The organism is Roseibium sp. 10G30-5, assembly GCF_055809635.1.
In genome coordinates this window covers 423,072-442,526 of the sequence record NZ_CM147918.1, presented here as the reverse complement: position 1 = coordinate 442,526, position 19,455 = coordinate 423,072, and the positions used below count along the sequence as shown (strand labels likewise).

At 56.1% G+C, this 19,455-nt stretch carries 15 protein-coding genes and 5 pseudogenes; 4 read left to right on the top strand and 16 right to left on the bottom strand.

Features of this window, described 5'->3' with window-relative positions:
- The 7 genes and pseudogenes from AC0L7U_RS02250 to AC0L7U_RS02220 form a co-directional block, all read right to left on the bottom strand.
- Complete coding sequence (locus tag AC0L7U_RS02250; RefSeq protein WP_473693471.1) at positions 1-1,935, bottom strand: glycoside hydrolase family 127 protein; 1,935 nt, start codon at positions 1,933-1,935, stop codon at positions 1-3.
- 23 nt (positions 1,936-1,958) lie between these two features.
- On the bottom strand, positions 1,959-2,852 hold the full coding sequence (locus AC0L7U_RS02245) for a carbohydrate ABC transporter permease (protein WP_473693469.1): 894 nt from the start codon (positions 2,850-2,852) through the stop codon (positions 1,959-1,961).
- Positions 2,849-3,776 (bottom strand): annotated as a pseudogene (locus AC0L7U_RS02240) (carbohydrate ABC transporter permease). The gene AC0L7U_RS02245 and the pseudogene AC0L7U_RS02240 overlap by 4 nt, the downstream one beginning before the upstream one ends.
- Positions 3,777-3,872: 96 nt before the next feature.
- Positions 3,873-5,120 carry an ABC transporter substrate-binding protein gene (locus tag AC0L7U_RS02235; RefSeq protein WP_473695628.1) on the bottom strand — a complete coding sequence of 416 codons (1,248 nt, stop codon included), beginning with the start codon at positions 5,118-5,120 and terminating at the stop codon, positions 3,873-3,875.
- Between the two features lie 116 nt (positions 5,121-5,236).
- Positions 5,237-5,614, bottom strand: coding sequence for a substrate-binding domain-containing protein (locus AC0L7U_RS02230; RefSeq protein WP_473693467.1), 378 nt, complete (start codon positions 5,612-5,614; stop codon positions 5,237-5,239).
- Positions 5,508-6,293, bottom strand: a complete 786-nt coding sequence (locus AC0L7U_RS02225; protein ID WP_473693465.1) for a LacI family DNA-binding transcriptional regulator — start codon at positions 6,291-6,293, stop codon at positions 5,508-5,510. The genes AC0L7U_RS02230 and AC0L7U_RS02225 overlap by 107 nt, the downstream gene beginning before the upstream one ends.
- A 380-nt stretch (positions 6,294-6,673) precedes the next feature.
- A complete protein-coding gene (locus AC0L7U_RS02220; RefSeq protein WP_473693463.1) occupies positions 6,674-7,417 on the bottom strand; it encodes a transporter substrate-binding domain-containing protein in 744 nt (247 codons plus the stop codon).
- Between the two features lie 498 nt (positions 7,418-7,915).
- Between AC0L7U_RS02220 and AC0L7U_RS02215 the strand changes: the two genes are divergently transcribed.
- The 3 genes from AC0L7U_RS02215 to AC0L7U_RS02205 all read left to right on the top strand — a co-directional run bounded on the left by AC0L7U_RS02215 (position 7,916) and on the right by AC0L7U_RS02205 (position 10,358).
- The gene (locus AC0L7U_RS02215) at positions 7,916-8,221 is read left to right on the top strand and encodes a MarR family winged helix-turn-helix transcriptional regulator (protein ID WP_473693461.1); all 306 of its coding nucleotides are present in this window, start codon (positions 7,916-7,918) and stop codon (positions 8,219-8,221) included.
- Entirely contained in the window at positions 8,218-9,039 is an 822-nt protein-coding gene (locus tag AC0L7U_RS02210; RefSeq protein ID WP_473693459.1) for an NAD-dependent epimerase/dehydratase family protein, read from the top strand. The genes AC0L7U_RS02215 and AC0L7U_RS02210 overlap by 4 nt, the downstream gene beginning before the upstream one ends.
- A gap of 257 nt (positions 9,040-9,296) precedes the next feature.
- Positions 9,297-10,358 carry an MBL fold metallo-hydrolase gene (locus AC0L7U_RS02205; protein ID WP_473693457.1) on the top strand — a complete coding sequence of 354 codons (1,062 nt, stop codon included), beginning with the start codon at positions 9,297-9,299 and terminating at the stop codon, positions 10,356-10,358.
- Positions 10,359-10,453: 95 nt separating this feature from the next.
- Here the strand turns inward: AC0L7U_RS02205 and AC0L7U_RS02200 are convergent.
- Positions 10,454-11,415, bottom strand: a pseudogene (locus AC0L7U_RS02200) (bile acid:sodium symporter family protein).
- A gap of 379 nt (positions 11,416-11,794) precedes the next feature.
- Here AC0L7U_RS02200 and AC0L7U_RS02195 point away from each other — a divergent pair.
- The gene (locus AC0L7U_RS02195) at positions 11,795-12,247 is read left to right on the top strand and encodes a hypothetical protein (protein ID WP_473693455.1); all 453 of its coding nucleotides are present in this window, start codon (positions 11,795-11,797) and stop codon (positions 12,245-12,247) included.
- Between the two features lie 109 nt (positions 12,248-12,356).
- On the opposite strand, the gene AC0L7U_RS02190 is transcribed toward AC0L7U_RS02195, so the two are convergent.
- From AC0L7U_RS02190 to AC0L7U_RS02155, 8 genes and pseudogenes are all read right to left on the bottom strand, one after another.
- The gene (locus AC0L7U_RS02190) at positions 12,357-13,709 is read right to left on the bottom strand and encodes a sensor histidine kinase (protein WP_473693453.1); all 1,353 of its coding nucleotides are present in this window, start codon (positions 13,707-13,709) and stop codon (positions 12,357-12,359) included.
- A complete protein-coding gene (locus tag AC0L7U_RS02185) occupies positions 13,709-14,383 on the bottom strand; it encodes a response regulator (protein ID WP_473693451.1) in 675 nt (224 codons plus the stop codon). The genes AC0L7U_RS02190 and AC0L7U_RS02185 overlap by 1 nt, the downstream gene beginning before the upstream one ends.
- Positions 14,380-14,959, bottom strand: a pseudogene (locus AC0L7U_RS02180) (cytochrome b/b6 domain-containing protein). The gene AC0L7U_RS02185 and the pseudogene AC0L7U_RS02180 overlap by 4 nt, the downstream one beginning before the upstream one ends.
- 455 nt (positions 14,960-15,414) lie before the next feature.
- Positions 15,415-16,008, bottom strand: a complete 594-nt coding sequence (locus AC0L7U_RS02175; RefSeq protein ID WP_473693449.1) for a DUF308 domain-containing protein — start codon at positions 16,006-16,008, stop codon at positions 15,415-15,417.
- 171 nt (positions 16,009-16,179) lie between these two features.
- Positions 16,180-16,954 (bottom strand): annotated as a pseudogene (locus tag AC0L7U_RS02170) (molybdopterin-binding protein).
- Positions 16,951-17,807, bottom strand: a pseudogene (locus tag AC0L7U_RS02165) (cytochrome b/b6 domain-containing protein). The pseudogenes AC0L7U_RS02170 and AC0L7U_RS02165 overlap by 4 nt, the downstream one beginning before the upstream one ends.
- A 109-nt stretch (positions 17,808-17,916) precedes the next feature.
- Positions 17,917-18,549 carry a hypothetical protein gene (locus tag AC0L7U_RS02160; protein ID WP_473693447.1) on the bottom strand — a complete coding sequence of 211 codons (633 nt, stop codon included), beginning with the start codon at positions 18,547-18,549 and terminating at the stop codon, positions 17,917-17,919.
- A gap of 91 nt (positions 18,550-18,640) precedes the next feature.
- Positions 18,641-19,222: a TetR/AcrR family transcriptional regulator gene (locus tag AC0L7U_RS02155; RefSeq protein ID WP_473693445.1), complete on the bottom strand. Its 582-nt coding sequence runs from the start codon at positions 19,220-19,222 to the stop codon at positions 18,641-18,643.
- Positions 19,223-19,455: the final 233 nt, after the last annotated feature.

Below are 19,455 nucleotides of genomic sequence, written 5' to 3'. Positions count from 1 at the left end.
CTATGCCTCCCTGCGCACCCAGACGAGCATTTCGCCGGGGGCTCTGTTGTCCCAACTGAAGTAGGGTACGGCCCGGATGCTTGTTTCTTCGCGCGCAGGAGGCGTGTCGCAATAGAGCTGTGATGTGGCAAGCGTTTCACGCAGCGCTTTGATTTCCAGTCCGACAAGGTCAGGCAATCCGTCAATCTTTGTCGTCTGAATGGGAGTTCCGTCCTTGACCAGATAACTGTTCAGCGGTGCGCTGTTGTCTGTCTCTTCGAGACAATAAACCAAGGGGCCACGCAGAAAGGCGGTGCGCCCCTGATCGGCGGAGACCTTCGTGTTGGCGTAAAGCATCTCGGGTTGCATCTCGAGCGAGAGATTGACCTGATCCCCCTTGGCCCAGTGTCGTGTGATGCGCAGATAGCCGTTTTCTGTTGTCTGTTGGACTACTTCGCCGTTGATGGTCACCTCATACCCCTTCGCCCAGAAGGGCACCCGCAACGACAAGGTGAATTCAACCGGCTCCACCGGATCCAGGGTCAGGCTGATCTTGCCGTCATTCGGGTACTCGGTCTGTTGTGTGATCGTGAGTTGCGTCTCGGCCACCGTCATCTCGGCCTCATTGGCACAATAGAGGTGCAAGGCGACTTCATCTTCCGAAACACCGTAGAAATAGGTGCCAATGGAGGCAACCAATCGGGCGATATTCGGCGGGCAGCACGGGCAGCGATGCCAGCGCCAGCGGTGATGATCGCCACGACTTTCCAGCGGGTTGTCGTAAAAGAAGGTGGTGCCATCCAGCGACAGGCCGGACAATGCGCCATTGTAAAGCGCCCGTTCCATCACATCGGCAAACCGGGCGTCCGGTGCGCGTCCCAGCATCCTCGTGGCCCAGAACACCAGCGCCACCGCAGCGCAGGTCTCGGCATAGGCCGTTTCGTTGGGCAGGTCATAGTCGAAGGTCAGGCCTTCGTTTTCCTTGGATGGACCAAAACCGCCGGTAACATAGAGATTGCGATTGACCAGATGATCCCACAATCCTTCGAGGGCGGGGTCCAGACTGTCATCGGCGAACTCTGTCGCAACATCCGCCATACCGGCATAGAGGTAGGCGGCGCGCACTGCGTGGCCGACGACCTCGCGCTGATCTCTGGTCGGTTGATGCGCCTGACAATATTCAAAAGTACCGAAGTGGTAACTGTCTGGCGCATCACCGCGGGCGCTTGCCTCTGCGACATAATAATGCGGCTCTTCTCCGCGCACATCGACAAAGAATTTGGCCAGATCGAAATAGCGTTGCTCGCCTGTGGTGCGCCCGAGCTTAATCAATGCCAGTTCAAGTTCAGGGTGGCCCGGATAACCGCGTTTCTGACCAGCATTGGGGCCAAATGTCTGGTCGATATGATCCGCATAGCGGCACAGAATATCAAGAAACTTACGTTTGCCTGTGGCATGGGCATAGGCGACAGCCGCTTCGATCAGGTGACCTGCATTATAGAGTTCATGCCGGTCGCGCAGGTTGGTCCAGCGGTTGCCCGGGTCAATGCGCAGATACCATGAGTTCAGATAGCCATCATCGGCTTGCAGGCGTTCATAGGCGTCGATCACCTCATCGACCCGGGCTTCGAGTTCGGCATCCTTGTGACGATACAGCGCGAAGGCGGCCGTCTCGATGCTCTTGGCCAGATCGGAATCCCAGAACATCTGCGTGGTGACGGTGTTGCCATGGTCGAAAGGGATGACGATGCCGGGATTTGGCCGGTTCGGGTTGATCTGATCCAGCATGCCGGCCTCGATACAGCGGTCAAACAGGATCTTGGCCGTCTTTGTGGCAACCACATCGACGCGAGGTCCGAAAAAGCCCTGAACCTTGATCTGATTGACGGCAAGCGGGCGGAACTTGGATTTTGGCTGCAAGGCGTCGGAGGTGTTGAAATGGTCGTGAATATTCATGAGAGTTCCTTTCAAGGCTCGGATCACTTGACCGCACCGGCGGTAAGACCGCGAATGTAGGACCGTTGAAGAATGAGAAAGAGGATCATGCAGGGGATCATCATCAGGGTGACGCCGGCCTGCACGGCTCCCCAGTCGACCGAGCCATATTGACCGGAGCGCACGGCGGTCATCAGCACGGGCAGGGTGAATTTGCTTTGGTCGGTGAGCAGCACGAGCGCTGCGAGAAATTCATTCCAGGAGTTCAGAAAGGCAAACAGACCCACCGTGACGATGCCGGGCAGAACCAGCGGCCCCATCACCTGAACCAACATGCGGATGCCCTTGATCCCATCCATGCGGGCAGCTTCCTCGATCTCCTTGGGGATGGCGTCGAAAGCGTTGCGCATCATGAAGACCGAGAACGGCAGTTGCAGCGTTACATAGATCAGCACGAGACCGGTCAGCGTGTTCTGAAGCCCAAGCTTGGCGAGCAGCAGGAACAGCGGCGTCAGAATGGACTGGAACGGAACCATCATGGTCGACAGGATCAGAATGAACACCACCCCCTTGAAGGGAAACCGGTAACGCGAGAAGCCGTAGCCTGCCAACAGCGCCACAACGATGGTCAAAAGCGCTGTCCCCAGAGAGACATAGAGCGAGTTTCCAAAAGACTGGACCACCGACTGGCCCAGTGTTTCCAGACGCTCATAGCTGGCGATAGAAAAGCCTTCTCGTGGCCAGGGAACGAGGGGCGGTCTGGTCGCCTCTGCCGGTGTGCGAAAGCTGGCAAGAATGACCCAGACCAAGGGGGCGAGGAAAATCAGAGCGACGAGTGTTGCGGTGATGTGGAACAGCGCGCGGTGATAGCGGATACGGCCCCGTCGTGGCCGGGTCGGGAATGTGGTTGTGTTTGCGGATGGTGCTGACTGGGTCATGATCTCGGCTCCCGATCTCTTAGGAGCAGCAGTTGCACGACACTGAGTGCCAACAGGATGACCAGCAACACCACGGAAAGTGCTGCGCCGTATCCCAGACGAAAGGAGACGAAGCTTTCGTTGAAGATTTTGTAGACCGCCGTCACGGTGCTGTTTCTAGGGCCTCCGCTCAGGATGATGTAGAACTGGTCAAAGGCGAGCATGGATCCCGCAACACACAGAATGAGCGCCAATGCAAAGGGTCTGCGGATCAACGGCATGGTGATGTAGCGGAACCGCTGCAGAGGCTTGGCGCCATCAATGCGGGCGGCCTCCAGATAGTCGTCGGGGATCGATTGAAGGCCGCTCATCAGGATGACCATGTGAAAGCCTGCCATCTTCCAGACAACCATCACGATGACGGACCAGAATGACAGCGTGAAGCTGGCCAGAATGTTGACGCGGCCTTTGGTCAGTCCAATCTCTTGTGCCAAAGGCGAAAACAGCCCGGTATCGACGTTTGAAAGCCACACCCACAACAAGGCAGCCGAAGCAAAGCCTGTTACGACGGGCAGAAAATAGACCGTTCGATAGAAACCGATGGCGCGGCCCTTTCCCTGCACGATGAGGGCGAGGGCGAGAGCGACGGCTACGGAGGGCGATGGTAACGACCACCGTATATTCCACCGTGAACCACAGCGATGACCAGAAGCCGTTATCGCCGAGAAGTTTCTGATAATTGGCAATGCCGATCCAGCGAGGAACGCCCATCAGGGGCCATTTGTGCAAGGACATCCAGACTGTCATGCATAACGGAACGAGGAAAAACACCACCACAAGGACCAATGCTGGCACCACATAGAGGAGCCCTGTCCATTGCGACATCCGCCGCCGCTTGCGTCGTTTGCGCGGTATGGGCTGTACCGCAACAGTGCTGTCAGACATGGAAAAACCTCCTTGTCGCACGCCGAGGAATCAAGACTGCTCATAAGGTCTGACACGGTCGGATTGCGCCAAGAGGGCACAATCCTGCGCGCAGGCTTAGTTCGCTCCGTCGATGATCGACTGCATCTGCGATTGCCCCTCTGCGAGGGCGTCATCGACCCCCTTGTCGGATTTGGCGAAGAAGGCGCGATTGAGTTCGGTGTTCCAGGGGCCGTTTTGCGAATTGACCACGTCATTGAAGACCGTGCTGTAGGGGGTGCGGCCTTTGGCCATGGCTTTTGCTACAGTCAGGAGGCGCTTGTCCTGTCCGGACAGGGTCTGCTCAGCAATGTCGCCGCGCACTGGCAAAGAACCGTTGTGCGCCAGAATGGTCTGGCCCTTGAGCGAATAGGCGAACTTGATGAAGGCTTCGATCGCGGGCATCTTGGTTTTGTTGGTCGAGGCTGACACTACGATATTGTCGCCGCCTGCGAAGGACGACCAGCCGCCATCCTTGCCAGGCAGATACGTTACGCCATAGTGCAGATCGGGATACTTGTTGTTGAGCGCGCCAATGGCGAAGGAGCCGGTGGGCGACAAGCCGACATTGCCAGCGGCAAAGGCTGAAAAGAAGTTGGCGCCAGTGTCGGTTTCAGCGCTGGCTGGCACAAGGCCGTCTGTGACCATGCCTCGGTAAAAGTTTACGGCCTGTTTCATGACCGGCGTGTCAAAAGTGGCCTTACGGCCATCGTTTTCAAATAGATTTCCGCCTGAGGCCCAGACCAAGGGCATGAAGGTGAAGATGTTGCATCCGCCGCAATTGCCGGAGAAGTAAAAACCGTAGGTGTTGGGTCCGAGTTTGCTGACGGCCTCTGCGTCCTTGCGCACTTCCGCCCAGCTTGTTGGGCCCTTGTCCGGGTTGAGGCCGGCTTTCTTGAAAAGGTCCTTGTTCCACAACAGCACCGAGCCATCGGCGGAGAACGGCAGACCGTAGATCTTCTTGTCATAGGTGCCGACTGACAGATGTGCCTTGGACAGACTGTCGAAGTAGGGCAGGGACTTGGCGAAGGTCGTCATGTCCTTGAGTTGACCTGCTGCGGCAAAGGATGGCGTATAAATCAGATCCAGAGACAAGGCATCGGGGGCCGATCCACCTGCGGCCGCGATGGCATATTTCTGCACCATCTGTGCGGACGGCACGATTTGCAGTTTGGCCTTGTCATCGCTTTGGGCGTTGAACGCCTTGACGAGTTTGGGCATGAACTCTGACCCGTCCGAGCGGACCCAGAGCGAGAAAGTCTCTGCCTGCGCCATGCCTGGCAGCATGGCCATGGCGAGCGTCAGACCACCAACGTATGCATTGATCTTCATGTTCTTTCCTCCCAATTGCTCATCTGCGCGAATGAGCGAAGCTTTGCGCATTTACGCAAGTTCCGATCTCCGACCCTGCCGGAGGGATGCCCGCGACTGGTCGAAGCCTGCTAGCCCCCAAGCCCTCCGCAGGAGTTTCTGACGATCAGCTCGCACGGCATCTTCTGGATGCCGTCCTCCACGGGCTTGCCGTCAATCATGTCGAGAAGTGCCAGACCCGCACGACGCCCGAGAGCGGGCAGACCAAGATCCATGGTCGTGAGCGGTGGTCGCGTGGCCTTTGCAAAGACCTCCCAATTGTCATAGCCGACGATGGCGACATCATCGGGCACCGTGACGCCCAGTCGGGTGAGCGCATCTATGGCGCCCCGCGCGATCTGGTCATTGCCGCAAAAGATTGCGTCCGGCTTTTCCCCTCCACTGGAAAAGAGACGCAAGGCGGTTTCGTAGCCATGAGCTTCGGTCCAGGCGATCGTAGATTGCCTCACCGAAAGGCTGTAGACCGGCGGTGTCCAGTGCATCGTGCCAACCCTGTGCCCGGAGATGGGCGGCGCGAAAATCTGCATCGCCCGTGATATGGGCAATGCGCCGCCGTCCACATTGGGCTAAATGCCGTGTCGCTTTGGCACCCGCGTCCTGATCGGCGGGAACGAAGCCAGTCGCACCGGACGGACAGGCTGCATTGACATAAACGGTCGGCATACGCAGTGGCGGCAGATCAATGGGAAGCCCCCGATCAATGCGCTTGCCGGTCACCACCAGCCCATCGACGCGTTTTTCAATCATGGCATCCAGATTGAGACGCAAGCGGTTCGGCTCATATTCACCCGCGCACAGAAAGACGGAGACGCCACGGTCTGCCATCGCAGCGGAGAGCCCTGAGGCGACAGGCAGGGTGAAGCGGCCATAGGTATCATTGGTCAAAAGACCCAGAGTGAAAGAGCGTTGGTGCACCAGACCACGCGCCATGGAATTGGGGCGGTAGGACAAGTCGCTTGCCGCATCACGGACCCGCTGGCGTGTTTCCTCGGACATACGCCCGGTGTCGTTCAGCGCCCGAGAGGCAGTGGTGACACTGACATTGGCGCGCGCCGCGACATCACGGATCGTCGTGTGCAAAGGCGCAGCGCTGACGCTGCGCGACCGGTCCTCCTGATCGTCTGACATTGTGCCTCCCTTGTGGCATTCGTCGCAAAAGACGAATGCGCAAACGTTATCTCATTATTGGTTTACCGTTTGCGCAAATGCAGAGTGACACTGTCGTACTGGTGTCGTCAATTTCTTTTTAAGGATATTTTCAACGTCACGTTGTGTTGCGGTGCGGGAGTGAGCGCTTGAACGTTGGAGAGCAGGTTCCGATATGAGAGTGACTTTGTTTTTAAAATATCTGTTTAATAATATAAGCTTGCATTAATTTTCTCTCATCTTGAATGAGATGAACATTGTCGGAATAATAATGTGGGATATTCTGTGAATTCGGAGACAAATTCGAACCTAGGTCCACTTTTCATCTTGGTCTGGAGGCAGGATGTCGTCTGAGTGGGGTGTCACTTGACGTTGCCGACGAACCACTTCTTGACCAAAGCGTCATAAGTGCCGTCAGCCTTGATCTCATCAAGGGCCCTGTTCAGGCTTGCCGTCAGCTCGGGCATGGCTTTGCGTACGGCAATGCCATATTTCTCGGTCGTTACCTGATTGGGAACGATCTCAATTGTCGGATGAGCTTTGGCAAAGACAATGGCGGCTGGCTTGCCGGTCACAGCTGCATCGACGCCACCTATGTTTAAAAGGTCAAACATGGTTTCGTTCTTTTCGACTTCCACCAGCTTTACCTGCGGATAATTCTTGCGGAGGTAGGCGACAGATTTCGTGCCGATCTGTACGGACACTCGCTTGCCAGCCAGATCTTCTGGTCCCTTGATCGAAAGGTCATTGGCCTTCTTGAGGATCACCAGACCGCCAGGATAGTAGGTCTTGGTGAAATCAACGACTTTCTCCCGTGCGGGCGTGATGTAGATCGCGGACACTGCCATGTCGAAGCGCTCTGCAAGGAGGCCCGGGATGAGGCCCTTGAAGTCGACTTGGGTCCATTTGACCGTGTCGCCAATCTTTTCAGCCAATGCCTCGACCAGCTCAATGTCGAAGCCGGTCAACTTTCCGTTTACGCGATATTCGAATGGTTTGAATGTGGCATCGGTGGCAACGGCAAGCACTCTGGCTTGTGCTTGAGAGGTGCCTACGAGCATGAGAGAGAGAAGAAGGCCCGTGGCAGCTTTCCTGACCGTGTTCATTTGGACGTTCCCTTCCGGATCGAGTGTAACCCATGAGTGTAAGTGTCAAACGGCCTGAATAGACTTGTCGTTTCACAGGAAGGGCGGGCTGTTTGCTCGTGGGTTGATGGCACTCGTAGTCACAATCTACGATCCAATTGCTCCAAGCTTGAGAAAACAGGGTTCTGTGATGACCATCCCTGTTTCGAGAAGTCGATGTCGTTACATGAAGATTGAGTATCTTCTGAGCGGTGTCAAGTTACGAGCAAAAGCTTGCTCATGTGAGATTTCGCCCTGAAATTTCGGCACAGTCTTGACATTAGTTCGTTGGCTAACCATTTTAGTTAGGTAGCAAACAAATGGAGGTTGATCTGGATCTCGTCACGCCACAATTCGCCCGGCGCATGGGCCAAAAAGTACTATCACGCCAGTCGCTCATCTATGGAGACGATTCTGCGACCGTATGATCTCGGCTCGACTCAATGGTACGTGCTTTGGTGCCTTGTCCATGAAGGGCCGATGGCGCAAAAAGATCTTCTGGGCCTCCTCGGCGTTGAAAAACCGACGTTGAGCAGTGTGGTCAGCGCGTTGGTGCGCAAGGGATTGGTCGAGCAGACGGCTGATCCTGAGGATCAACGTCGCAAGCCGCTGACGATCACCGAAGCAGGGCGTGCGCTTTGGCAAAGGTTGCCGGATCCCATCGACTTTATTTTGAAGACATCCTTCGCCGGTGTGCCGGAAGAAGACCTCCAGACCGTTGTTCGCGTGCTCAGTGAAGCCACGCGACGGCTGCAAGACCATGCGAGTGAAGGGAAGAAGTCATGACGATTTTGATTACAGGCGGAACGGGACTGGTCGGCGAACGGTTGTTGCCGCGTCTTGTCGCAGCAGGGTATGACTGCCGCGCAATTGTGCGCCCTAGCAAGGGCAAGACTTTGCCGGATGGTGTAACGGCAGTTGAAGCTGATATTCTCCTGCCTGACAGCCTAGCGCAGGCGGTAGAAGGTGTTGAGGCTATTGTGCATCTGGCAGCGCTGTTTCGCACAATGGAAACGGACAAGATCTGGCAGGTCAACCTTGAAGGGACCCGCAATCTGATTGCCGCCGCCAAGGAACATGCACCCAAAGCCCGCTTCATCATGGCAAGCACGGGCCTCGTTTACAATGCAGACAGCCCACATCCCGGTGTGGAAGGTGACGTGGTCACGCCCGAGATGGCATATCCTGCCAGTAAGGTGGCGGCCGAGGCGGACCTTCAGACCAGCGGTCTCAACTGGTCCATCCTGCGCTTTGCCTTTGTGTACGGCGATGGAGACGGCCACCTTCAGTCGGTGCCGCAACTTGTCGACCGCCTCAAATGGCACCCGGCCAACAAGTTGAGCATGATCCACCACAAGGATATTGCGACCTTCATCAAGATGGGTCTGAACGGGACCTGGGATGGTCGTATCGTGAATACGGTGGATGAGGCCCCCATGTCGCTTTATGAAATCGGCGAACTCGTTGGGACGCCTTTGGCAGCCTCCGCCGACCCTGTTTCTAACCCGTGGTGGGGACAGATGAGCGGTGGATTGGCGCGCAGTCTCGGGTTCACTCCCACGGTCGCAACAACACGACAGGCCGCGCGTGAGAACATTCTCTGAGTGGAAGTCGTATGAGCTGACATCAGACTGAAACTGTCGGTCGCGAGGGCTCCTTCGCGGCCGTTTCGTGTGAGACTTGAGCGCAATTTATCGCTCGTCCGCATTCGTTAACGCGGAGTGGGCGGCGAAGTGGACCAAGTTTCTTGATCCGAATGCCTTTGTCCCCTTGGCGAAATGCACAGGCTTCCCCAAATGCAGGAGGCTGCGCGCTGTAAGATGCGGGCAGCGTCGCCTCTTGTCTTGGCGGAAGGTGGCATATGGCCTTGAAGACCATGGAATTAAAGACGACGATGTATACGAAACACTATTACACTGGGCCTGTCAGCGATCATTTCGATGGCAGGCGGTTTCATTCGCCTTGCCAACCGGCCACGGACCGGTCTTTTCGCGATATTCTGCGCTGGAGACGGGAAGGGGAACGCGCCAAATGGCCCGAGCATGTCCCCGTAATGTCGGTGGTTCCGCCCCACCATAGCGATGTGCCGCGCATCACCATGGTGGGGCATGCCTCCGTCCTGATCCAGGTGGCGGGCATGAATATCCTGACCGACCCGGTCTGGTCAGAACGTGCCAGTCCATTGAGTTTTCTTGGGCCCAGACGTGTCACGGCTCCGGGCATTGATTTCGACGATTTACCCTCAATTGACGCCGTCCTGCTCAGTCACAATCATTACGACCATCTGGACGTAAAGACTTTACGGCGGCTGCATTTGGCGCATCGCCCGGTCATGGTGATGCCGCTTGGCACGGATGTTACTGTGCGCAAGGCGGTGCCGGGTGCGCGGGTCATCGTGGCCGATTGGCACGACCGCATCAAGCTTGCATCAGGGGTGACGATTTCACTGACACCGGCCAATCATTGGTCGGCTCGTGGGATCGGCGATCGTCGGCTGGCGCTCTGGTGTGGCTACTGGATCGACAGTCCTGCGGGAAAAATCTGGTTTGCTGGTGATACCGGCTATGGCAACGGAGACGTTTTTCGCGATATTCATGCCCGTCACGGGGCGCCGGATGTGGCGTTGATCCCGATTGGCGCTTATGAGCCGCGCTGGTTCATGGCAGCACAGCATGTCTCGCCAGAAGATTCCGTGCGAATTTTTCACGATATTGGTGCCCGGCAGGCTCTTGGGTTCCACTGGGGCACGTTTCAACTGACCGACGAGCCGCGCGACGAACCTGTAGAACTGCTGCGTTCCAGTGTGGCGGAATCTGGTGTGGACCCGGAGCGGTTCGTGGCGTTCGGGCCCGGCGACGTGCACGTCGTTGAGACACAGCAGACTGGGGCCATCACAGCGCAGCCAGCGGCAACGCCTGTTTGAGGAAGGCTATTTGGTGGGCGTGATGAACAAAAGAGGCCGCTTGTGGGAACAAGCGGCCTCTCCTTGTTTTTCCTGTCAATGGTTCGTGGTGTCGCTTACGTCTTCACGGACACAGGCGCTGCTGCATCATCTTCATCGCGGCGACCACTGAGCCAATTGGCAAGGATTGCGCCTGAGATGTTATGCCAGACCGAGAAGATCGCACTTGGCACGGCAGCAGCTGGCGAGAAGTGGGCTGTAGCAAGCGCTGCGCCCAGACCGGAATTCTGCATCCCGACCTCGATCGCGATAGCCTTGCGTTTGGCCAGAGACAAGCCAAAGACGCGGGCGGCAATAAAACCGATCAGATAGCCAAGGACATTGTGCAAGACCACGACGGCGAAGATCAGCATGCCAGACGTAATGATCTTGTCCTTGGAGACAGCAACAACGGCAGCAACGATCAATACGATACCGATGACAGACACCAGCGGCAGGGCAGGAACGGCTGCGCGGACCGCAGCAGGCGCCAGACGCTGCAGGATCACGCCGAGTGCCAATGGCAACAGCACGACCTTGACGATGGAGATGAACATGCCCATCGCATCAACCGGAAGATACTGACTGGCGAGGAACCAGACCAGAAACGGCGTGATGATCGGTGCCAGCAGGGTTGTGACCGATGTACAGGCAACAGACAGAGCGACGTCGCCCTTGGACAGATACGTCATCACGTTGGACGACGTGCCTCCTGGCAACAGCCTACCAGAATGACGCCGGCAGCGACTTCAGGGCTCATGGGGATCAAGGTCGTCAGCAGAACCGCCAGCAGCGGCATGATGACAAACTGCGAGACCACACCGATGGCCACGTCAAACGGGCGTTTGACCACTTCCTTGAAGTCACCCAGAGACAGGGTCAGACCCATGCCGAACATGATGATGGCGAGCAGTGGAACAATCCACGGCACGAAGAGCTTGAAAGTTGCGGGCATGAAGAAGCCCAGAACTGCGAGCAGGATGACCCAGATCGCGAATGTCTTGCCGATAAAGGCAGAAAATGATGCGAGCGCTTTCACGTTTTTCCCTCCCAGACGAAATTTTATATCGTCCGCTTTAGGTGCTGCGCAATTAAAGTCAAGGGCATATTCGTAAAACTCAGTACGTTGTTCAAGGCAGCACACCGGTGTCCCTGACTTTACTCGTCGGAACCGGGGTGAAAACTGCACCTGACTTTGACTATGTTTTGACCAGACCTTCGGGCACACATGGCGTAAGGGAAGAGCGGACTGAAAAATAGTTATTCCAGCGCCCGTAAAACAGATCTTGCGGTCTTCCATGAAGAATTGTGAGGTTCATAAATATTGACTAAAATGCCAATAGTGCTGCAAGTTCACTCGAAGATGATGAAAATATCTGTTTCAGGGACGGCGATTCGGATATGAGCGTCGCATTAAAATGTTTTTCAAGACTTTGGTTTCCCTCGCCTGCCTTGTGATCATTGCTGTCGGCGGGTTGTCTCTTTTTGATCGTTATAAGGTTTATGAGAAAAGTCAGACGGCGTTCAAAAGTGCAGAACTTGGGCCTTATCGGTCTTGCAGTGCGGCCATCACCACAGCCCTGCAACACAATGCTGCCGTGCCCTATAGGGATGTGATCAATGGCTCGCCCAAACTTGTCGATTGCACGCAGGTGCTTGACGATGCGCGCTCGACCAGACCGGATCTGGTCAAACTGGCACCGCATCTGTTCGACGGGCCGATCGAGCGTCAAAATATCCGTTGCATCATGGCGCGAACCCGCGTGCCGCCGAAAGACGACAATGAAATCATGCGAGCCACCCGCAAGCTGGTGGCCGAGGCTTGCGCGCGGAACCTGAAGGCGATGATGAAGCGTCAGGGCAGTACCTGAGGGGTCAAAGCCGTGGATCGGTTGCGATTTTCGGAAAAACATCGGCCATCCGGGAAAGACCATTGTGTGGACTTGACGCTGATCGTCAAATGCCATTGCGTCGGCGTGATCATACGGCGTGTGTGGGCAGGATAAGGTCGACGCGCTGTCCGCGATCCGTCTCCGATTGTGTCATCTGACCTTGATGCAGATCAACAATACGCTGGACGATTTTCAGTCCAATGCCGAGGCTGTCGTTGTTGACTGGTGTATTGCTCTCGCGTGGGGCGCCGGGCAAGCTATCAGAGGGGATCGGATTGGACCGGTGATCTTCCACCTGAAGGCCACTGCCGGTGATCCGAACGGTGATCAGTGTGCCAGACGGTGTATGGCGCACGCAATTTTCAATGAGGTTACGCAAGGCGTCCTTCAGCAAAGCGGGAATGGCCTTGACCGAAACCGGGTCGTTCAGGCTTTCCAGCTCAATTGAATGGTCGTTCTCATAGATCCAGGGAGCAAGCTGCGCGATCGCATCGGCGCAAATGTCTTCCAGATCAATGATTTCGAACATGCTATTATCAAAGCTGTCGAGCCGAGCCAGCGCGGTGAGCTGATTGACGAAATGCACCAGGTCATCGAGATCGGCTTCGGCCTTGCGGGCGCGCGGATGAGGAATGCGTTCAAGTTCCAGTTTGATGGCAGCCAGCGGCGTGCGCACTTCATGGGCAATGCCGGACGTCAAAACCCGTTGCGAGCGCATCAGGTCGCCAATGCGCAGAAAGGCCCGGTTGACGGCAATAGCCAGATAGGCCATTTCGCGCGGCATTTCTTCGAACGCCAGATGAGAACGGGAATCCATCGGGTCAATCATATCTGCGGCAGCGGCGGCAGCGCGCACGGGTTTCAGAGCTTCCCGCACGGACAAAAGCGTTGCGCCTAGCACGACCAGAAGCAACGCCCCCATGGGCAGACCGATATGGATCAGAATTTCGCGCCAGAAGTCTTGTGCCATGATGCCGCGGGGATCGCCGAGAGTGGCGACATCGACCAGCACCTTGTGACTGCCAATGTCGAAAGACTGGCCGCCCGTCACCATGTTTGGCTTTTCTGATTTCAGCGTCCTGATCCAGAAGCTTGGCGGATTGACTTCGGGAGGCAGAAACCGCTGCTGGCAGGTTGCATCGCACGATTGGAACAACAGTCGGCCATCCAGAGTTCTGACGCGAGCGAGGTAGCCGGTATCCGTTCGCCCATAGCGATGTCTGGCGTCATGGGGCAGGTGGAATGTCAACTTGCCATCTTTGGTGCTGATGCCTGCGCTCAGAAGTTCGGTTTCCTTTTCCACGTAGAGGCGCGACAGTTCCGTTCCGTCCCGGTAGAAATCCGAAAGCATGACGGCAAATTGCAGCAGTATCCCGAGGGCAGCGAAAAACGTAATGCGGCGCATCAACATGCCGGCAAGGGATGTGGGCTTGGCCGCCATCAATGTGTCTCGCGCAGCATATAGCCGACGCCGCGCAAGGTTTCGATGCGCACATACGCTGGATAAAGATCCAGTTTCTTGCGCAATCGTGAGACGGCCAGTTCGACCGCATTGCTGGTGCGTTCACGGCCAAATTCCGAGAGGGCTTCTTCCAGTTTACGTTTGGGAACGACCTTGCCGCCGTCACGCATCAACAATTCGAGCAGGCCTTTTTCGGAGGGGGCCAGGACAACGGCTTGGCTGTTGCACAGCACGGTGCGGGCTGACAGATCCATTGACAGCGCCGCGAATTGCAGCACCGGCAGTTGGGTTGCCGGGGCCCGGCGCAACAGGGCGCGGATGCGGGCAACCAGCTCACCATTGTTGAACGGCTTGACGATATAGTCATCGGCGCCGGCATCCAGCCCGGCAATCCGTTCGTCAATGGCGCCTCTGGCTGTCAGAACCAGAACGGGCAATTGCAATCCGTCGCGACGCAGCCTTTGCAAAACGCTCAGGCCGTCTGCATCCGGCAGGCCAAGATCGAGCAGCAGCACATCGTAGCTAACGCTTTTCAACGCCAGCCGGCCTTCTTCAGCCGTGGCAAAGGCGTCGATGCGCCAGCCGGCCTCACGAATTGTCTCACTCAACAATTCGCGCAGACGAGCGTTGTCCTCGATCAGCAGGAGCCTCATGCTTTCTTACGACCTGTAATCATTGACCAGATGAGATTTTCCTTGTGACGCCAGCTTTCAACCACTGCCGCAGCCGCATGAACGAATGCAAGGACCATGATCGCATTGGCCAGAAAGCCATGCACGTGCTCAAGCGTATGGCGGGATGATCCGCTCAATTGCGTGGACCACCAGCCAGTACCGGCGACGATCGCCAAAAGCAGCATCAGCACGAGCATCATGACAGAGGCGAGGGGATTATGTCCCAACATGCGCTCTTCAGTGCCCTTGAATATGCCACGAATTTGGTGACGCAGGCTTGTGATGCTTGGAAAGAACGATGAAAACCTTAGCGTAACGTGTGCCGACAAAACCCCAAAGGATGCGAATGACAAGCGCCACGATCACCACATATCCAGCCACCCGGTGCCAATAGTGGCCTGGATGCAGGACAAAAAGGTTTAGCGTCACGGCCACAACGACAGTCCAGTGAAACAGTCGGACGACCGGATCCCAGACCTTGACTGTGGTCAGGCTCTCCTTTGATTCCGGTTGTTGAGTTGCGGCGGCATTTGCATGGTGTCGGGTATCTGTCATGGCACTTTCCTTCCAGTCGCTATCAGAAGGATCTGCGGCTCAGGGCGACCCGCTGTTCGCCGGTTTGTGCCATCTGCTTTTCCTTGGCTGACGTTACATGTCGATGGTCACAGACTTATCTGCGCCAACCTGTCAGTTTGCCGTCAGACTTGGTACTTTTTTACGAATGCTTTGAGGCGCGAATTCATAAATGCGCTTTATGACGTCCAAGAAGGGTTGGGAAGATTTCTTTTCTGTATCGTTGCGATGTCTTGAAAACTGGCCAGTTTTCTGGCTTCTGCGCCTAACAGGCAGAAAAATCTGCTCTGACCATTTGAAACGCATTTATGGGGCAACACCCTAAGAGTTTGCCCCATTCAGGTTTTGCAAGGCGACGCTCAGGTCGAGTTCTGGAGCGCCTGGGCGTTGAGAGTATTGCGAGCGATCCGCATCACTCTCAACGCTCTGACGTAAAATCAGGACTGGGCACCCGAGAGAGTCTTTTTCCGGCGTGCTTCGGAAACGGCGAGCCAGAAGCCGGAGACCAGGAAATAGAATGCCCCGAACGCTGCATATCCCGCAATCGTCGTGATGGAGGGCAGGGTTGGCATTTGGGCTTGCGATATGAAGATTGCACCGGCAACAGCGGACTGCGCGCCACTCAAGATCATGGCCCATTGACCTCCTTGGGTTTTCCAGCGTCGTGCGGCGGTGGCAAGTTGCAACAGGCCGGAGAAGATCGCCCAGACACCGTAAACCCCAAGAACCCAATACAAGTTCATTGTGAACGCAAAAAGCACTGCAAGAGTGACGAGAAGGCTGACGGCAATATTGAGGCTTTGAGTCTTGTTGGTCGCCAGCCCACCATTTTGCCGGGCATCTGCATAGTTGGCGAGAGCGTCCCAGATTGGGTAGATGATCAGGAGACCGGCCGCGATTGTTGGGGAATGAAGCCCAATGGTGAGCGCCACCAGGACCCAGATCAGGGAGAAAGCCGCACGTGTGAAATAGTAGGATTTAAGCCACATGGCTTTGATATCAAATTGGGTTTTATTGGTCGGGTGTGTCATTGTCTGTCCTTGGTGGTCATTGTGGGGCGGTTGGTCCTCGGCCTTTTAAAGCTGCGAGTTTGGACCATCAGTCCCGTGAGGGTGCCGATTGGCAAAGGGGCGGATTTTCGAAAGTTTTGTCTGGCAAGCGCAAATCCGGACGGTTGCTACGGCGTTAGAAACGGCTGGAGATCAGATCCCGGCGTACCATTCGTAGCCACGGTCTTCCCAATAGCCGCCGCGTCCACCCCACACCCCGGCGAAGCTCTCGACTGCCTCGATGCGCATGATGTATTTGGCTTGCTTGTAGCCAAGCTGCCGTTCGACCCTCAGCCGCAAAGGTGCACCGTGACCGACATTCAGATCTTGGTCGTTCATCGAATAGGCAAGGATCGTTTGAGGGTGAAAAGCGTCAACCATGGTCGATGCTTTCGTAATAACGGCCGCTGCCATCGAAGGTCTGCTCAAGCTCGTCGGCACAATAAATGACGAGATAGCGTGCACTGGGTTTGAGCCCGGTGCGCTTGAGCACTTCTGAGAGTGGAACGCCAGTCCATTTGCCAATGGCACTCCACCCCTCGACGCAATCGTGCCGCGTAATCTGAGTGCGGGCAGGCAACGCCTTCAAGTCCGCGAGCGACAGGCTTTGCGGGCGCTCGACAAGGCCGTCGACTTTCAGCCGCCAAGTCGAAAAGTCAGACCTGACCAGTTGCGCATACTCAGCGCTTGCTGGCTGGCTTGTGCCATTGACGCGAAACGAAGGGGAAATATCCGCCTCGGTGAATTCACGTGCCAGTGCGTTGCGGCTTAGAAGCAGCCTTTGTGTCCGCATGGTCAGTGTTTCAGCAGAGTTCAGGATTGCCGGTGCGCCGAGGCTTCTGGCTCCCAAAGCGATGGTCGTAAGTGCGCCTGCACCAACGGCGCTACCAATCAGGAAACGACGGCGCGACAAGATTTTTCTGGTCATGGTTTCGGATCCTTGTTGCGAATGGCATATCGCCCGGTGATCATTGAACGCATGTTGTTGAAGGGGCCGGAGAGCACCACCATTGCGATATGAACCACCACGAAAAGCAGTAGGCTGCTTGCGCAGATGAAGTGGATCGTTCGGGCGGATTGACGCCCGCCAAACAAGTCTGTGAGCCAGGGAAATGCTGCGTCGATCCCCGGCGACATCGTCAGCCCGGTCAGGATCATCAGCGGGAGGCCGATGAAGACGACCCCCAGATAGCTGATCTTTTGAAGCACATTGTAATGCCGAGCCTCATCTCCGCGGGCAAAGCGCAGGCGGGCATGGTCGATGATCTCTGTCCAAAGATGGCGCGGTGACAGACTGGCCCGTTCCGGCACCAGATCGCGCCAGATGTGGCGTGTGAAAACGCTGTATGAGAGATAGACAAGACCGTTTGCGACAAACAGCCAAGGCAAAGAAGAAATGCCAGCGGCGGCCTTTTGCAAGATCTTGAAAGGACGGCAGTGTTGCCCAGGCTGGGGAAGGCGCGTACGGTTTGGTCCCCGTCAACGGTGGAGACGCCGAGCACGTTTGTGGTTGGAATGTCTAAACCCGCAATGTCGAGAACGCCGCGCAGGTGATCGCCCTGCTGTATGGCCCCGATCGACAGAACCGACGGATCGCCATCCGAGCCGATTTGCCCCCAGTAAAGGGTAGGATGGGCGTTGAAGATTTGCAGGCCGCTCAGCAAAAGAATGGTCATGCAGACGACGTTCAGCCAGTGCGTCAGGCGGGTCATGATCGAATGACGCCGGATGAGAAACTTGCCTGATTGGTGCCGATGTTCAATAGGTGAATGGTCATCCATGGCGTGTGTCTTTCAGCGTGGTGCGAAACCGGGTGCTCTCGTGGCAATCGGGAAAGATGCATGCAGCCGGGCGATCTGAAAGGCGGATCGCCCGGCCGCATGAGTGGCTTTACATCGGCGGAACAACGCCGTTTTTGCCGACCACGACGAATTGACCAACCGTGCCCTTGGCCGTTTTTGCCGCCGGAATGAAGACAATGGCGCCAGGGACCAGATCAGACTTGGTGGCGGGTGCAGAGGTCACGACGGGGGTGCCGTCCGGCACGGTGATTTTCTTCTGCGTGCCGTGATAGGTCACAGTCACCGTCCGTCCATCGACACCCTTCACCGCATTGGCAACGGTTGCATTGGTCATGGTGCTCTTGGGCTGCAGATCCCAGCCAAAGCTGCCCTCGCCAGTGCCCTTCATCGCAGGCGGGAAGATCACGACTTCAAGCGCGCCATGTCCGCCGTCTTGCTTCGATAGCGAGGCGATGCCGACATAGTCGCCGGGCTTGATGTCGCTGATTTTCGCTTTTGCGACGCCCATGACATGAAAGCCCTTGGCCAGCATGATTTTAGCGGTGTCGCCTTCACGGGTTTTAACCGTCAGGGTTGAGCCGGTAAGGCCAACAATGCTGCCGCGGATGTGAACCTGTGCGGGTTTTTTGCTGTCGGCATAGGCTGGGGCCGTCGCGGAGAGAGTGGCCGGAACCAGTGTGGCGGCGGCCAGAAGAAGTGTCAGGGAGAATTTGCTTCGCATTTCAATGTCCTTACCTACTAGTTGGTAGTTTGATAGGCGCTATAAAGGCGCTCTTCGGCAGGAGGCCGGCATTGGTCTCCTGAATTTCAGGTTATCTCGGGTTCAGGCGTTGCAGCGTCGGGCCGATGATGATGCCGAACATCGTTGGATCACCGTAGGCTCGCGCCGACAACATGCCTCCATGAACGCTGGCGATCAGCGCCTCTGCTTCTACCTGCGGAGATGCGGAGATCCGAAGCGCTCCGGTTTCACTGCCGCGTTCCATGACGGATGTCATCCAGCGGGACAGAAGTGTGAAGTAGGACCGTACTTCGATGGCCACTTCGTTGGGCAGTGCGGGCAGTTCGCAGGCAAGCAACGCACACAGGCAATAGGGGCGGCTGGCATCAGATATGCATTTCGACCAGTATCCGGTATAGAATTGAATAAGTTCGAAAGGGTCAGGTTTCTCTTTGCCCAGTTCTGTAAGATTTATCTGTGCTGTTTTCTTGTAATCAGACACGAGTGTTCTCACCAAATCGACCTTGTTAGGAAAGTGATGATGGATACTAGCCTTGCGAATACCGACCTCGACCGCAATATCCGCGTAGCTGAAGCCATTATATCCGCCGTTGATGATCAACTTCTGTGCGGATGCCAGTATTTTCTCTGAGGTTGTCATTGGTATGGTCATGCAACCTATCTACCTATCAATTGGTAGGCAGTCAATCCTGTTTTCTGAAAATCTGAATTTTTTAGAAGCAGGAAGATTTGGTGTTCAGTGCCCTGAACTGTTGACGAGTTGGTTTCCACATCAGTCGGGCTGTGCTTCATGACTGTCTTTTTTATGTGGGAGATGTGTTGTTCTACGGTGACGTGGCAGATGCGAAGTGTGCTTCAATTGAAGCATTGTGTCGGTAGGAGCGT

Bases quoted from the DNA above. Each gene is read 5' to 3' on its own strand.
- AC0L7U_RS02205 (WP_473693457.1), top strand. From the start codon at position 9,297: ATGGCCTTGAAGACCATGGAATTAAAGACGACGATGTATACGAAACAC.
- AC0L7U_RS02190 (WP_473693453.1), bottom strand. From the start codon at position 13,709: ATGGCGGCCAAGCCCACATCCCTTGCCGGCATGTTGATGCGCCGCATT.
- AC0L7U_RS02155 (WP_473693445.1), bottom strand. From the start codon at position 19,222: ATGACCATACCAATGACAACCTCAGAGAAAATACTGGCATCCGCACAG.
- AC0L7U_RS02175 (WP_473693449.1), bottom strand. From the start codon at position 16,008: ATGACACACCCGACCAATAAAACCCAATTTGATATCAAAGCCATGTGG.
- AC0L7U_RS02195 (WP_473693455.1), top strand. From the start codon at position 11,795: ATGTTTTTCAAGACTTTGGTTTCCCTCGCCTGCCTTGTGATCATTGCT.
- AC0L7U_RS02215 (WP_473693461.1), top strand. From the start codon at position 7,916: ATGGCGCAAAAAGATCTTCTGGGCCTCCTCGGCGTTGAAAAACCGACG.
- AC0L7U_RS02160 (WP_473693447.1), bottom strand. From the start codon at position 18,549: ATGCGAAGCAAATTCTCCCTGACACTTCTTCTGGCCGCCGCCACACTG.
- AC0L7U_RS02245 (WP_473693469.1), bottom strand. From the start codon at position 2,852: ATGACCCAGTCAGCACCATCCGCAAACACAACCACATTCCCGACCCGG.
- AC0L7U_RS02225 (WP_473693465.1), bottom strand. From the start codon at position 6,293: ATGTCAGACGATCAGGAGGACCGGTCGCGCAGCGTCAGCGCTGCGCCT.
- AC0L7U_RS02210 (WP_473693459.1), top strand. From the start codon at position 8,218: ATGACGATTTTGATTACAGGCGGAACGGGACTGGTCGGCGAACGGTTG.
- AC0L7U_RS02185 (WP_473693451.1), bottom strand. From the start codon at position 14,383: ATGAGGCTCCTGCTGATCGAGGACAACGCTCGTCTGCGCGAATTGTTG.
- AC0L7U_RS02250 (WP_473693471.1), bottom strand. From the start codon at position 1,935: ATGAATATTCACGACCATTTCAACACCTCCGACGCCTTGCAGCCAAAA.
- AC0L7U_RS02220 (WP_473693463.1), bottom strand. From the start codon at position 7,417: ATGAACACGGTCAGGAAAGCTGCCACGGGCCTTCTTCTCTCTCTCATG.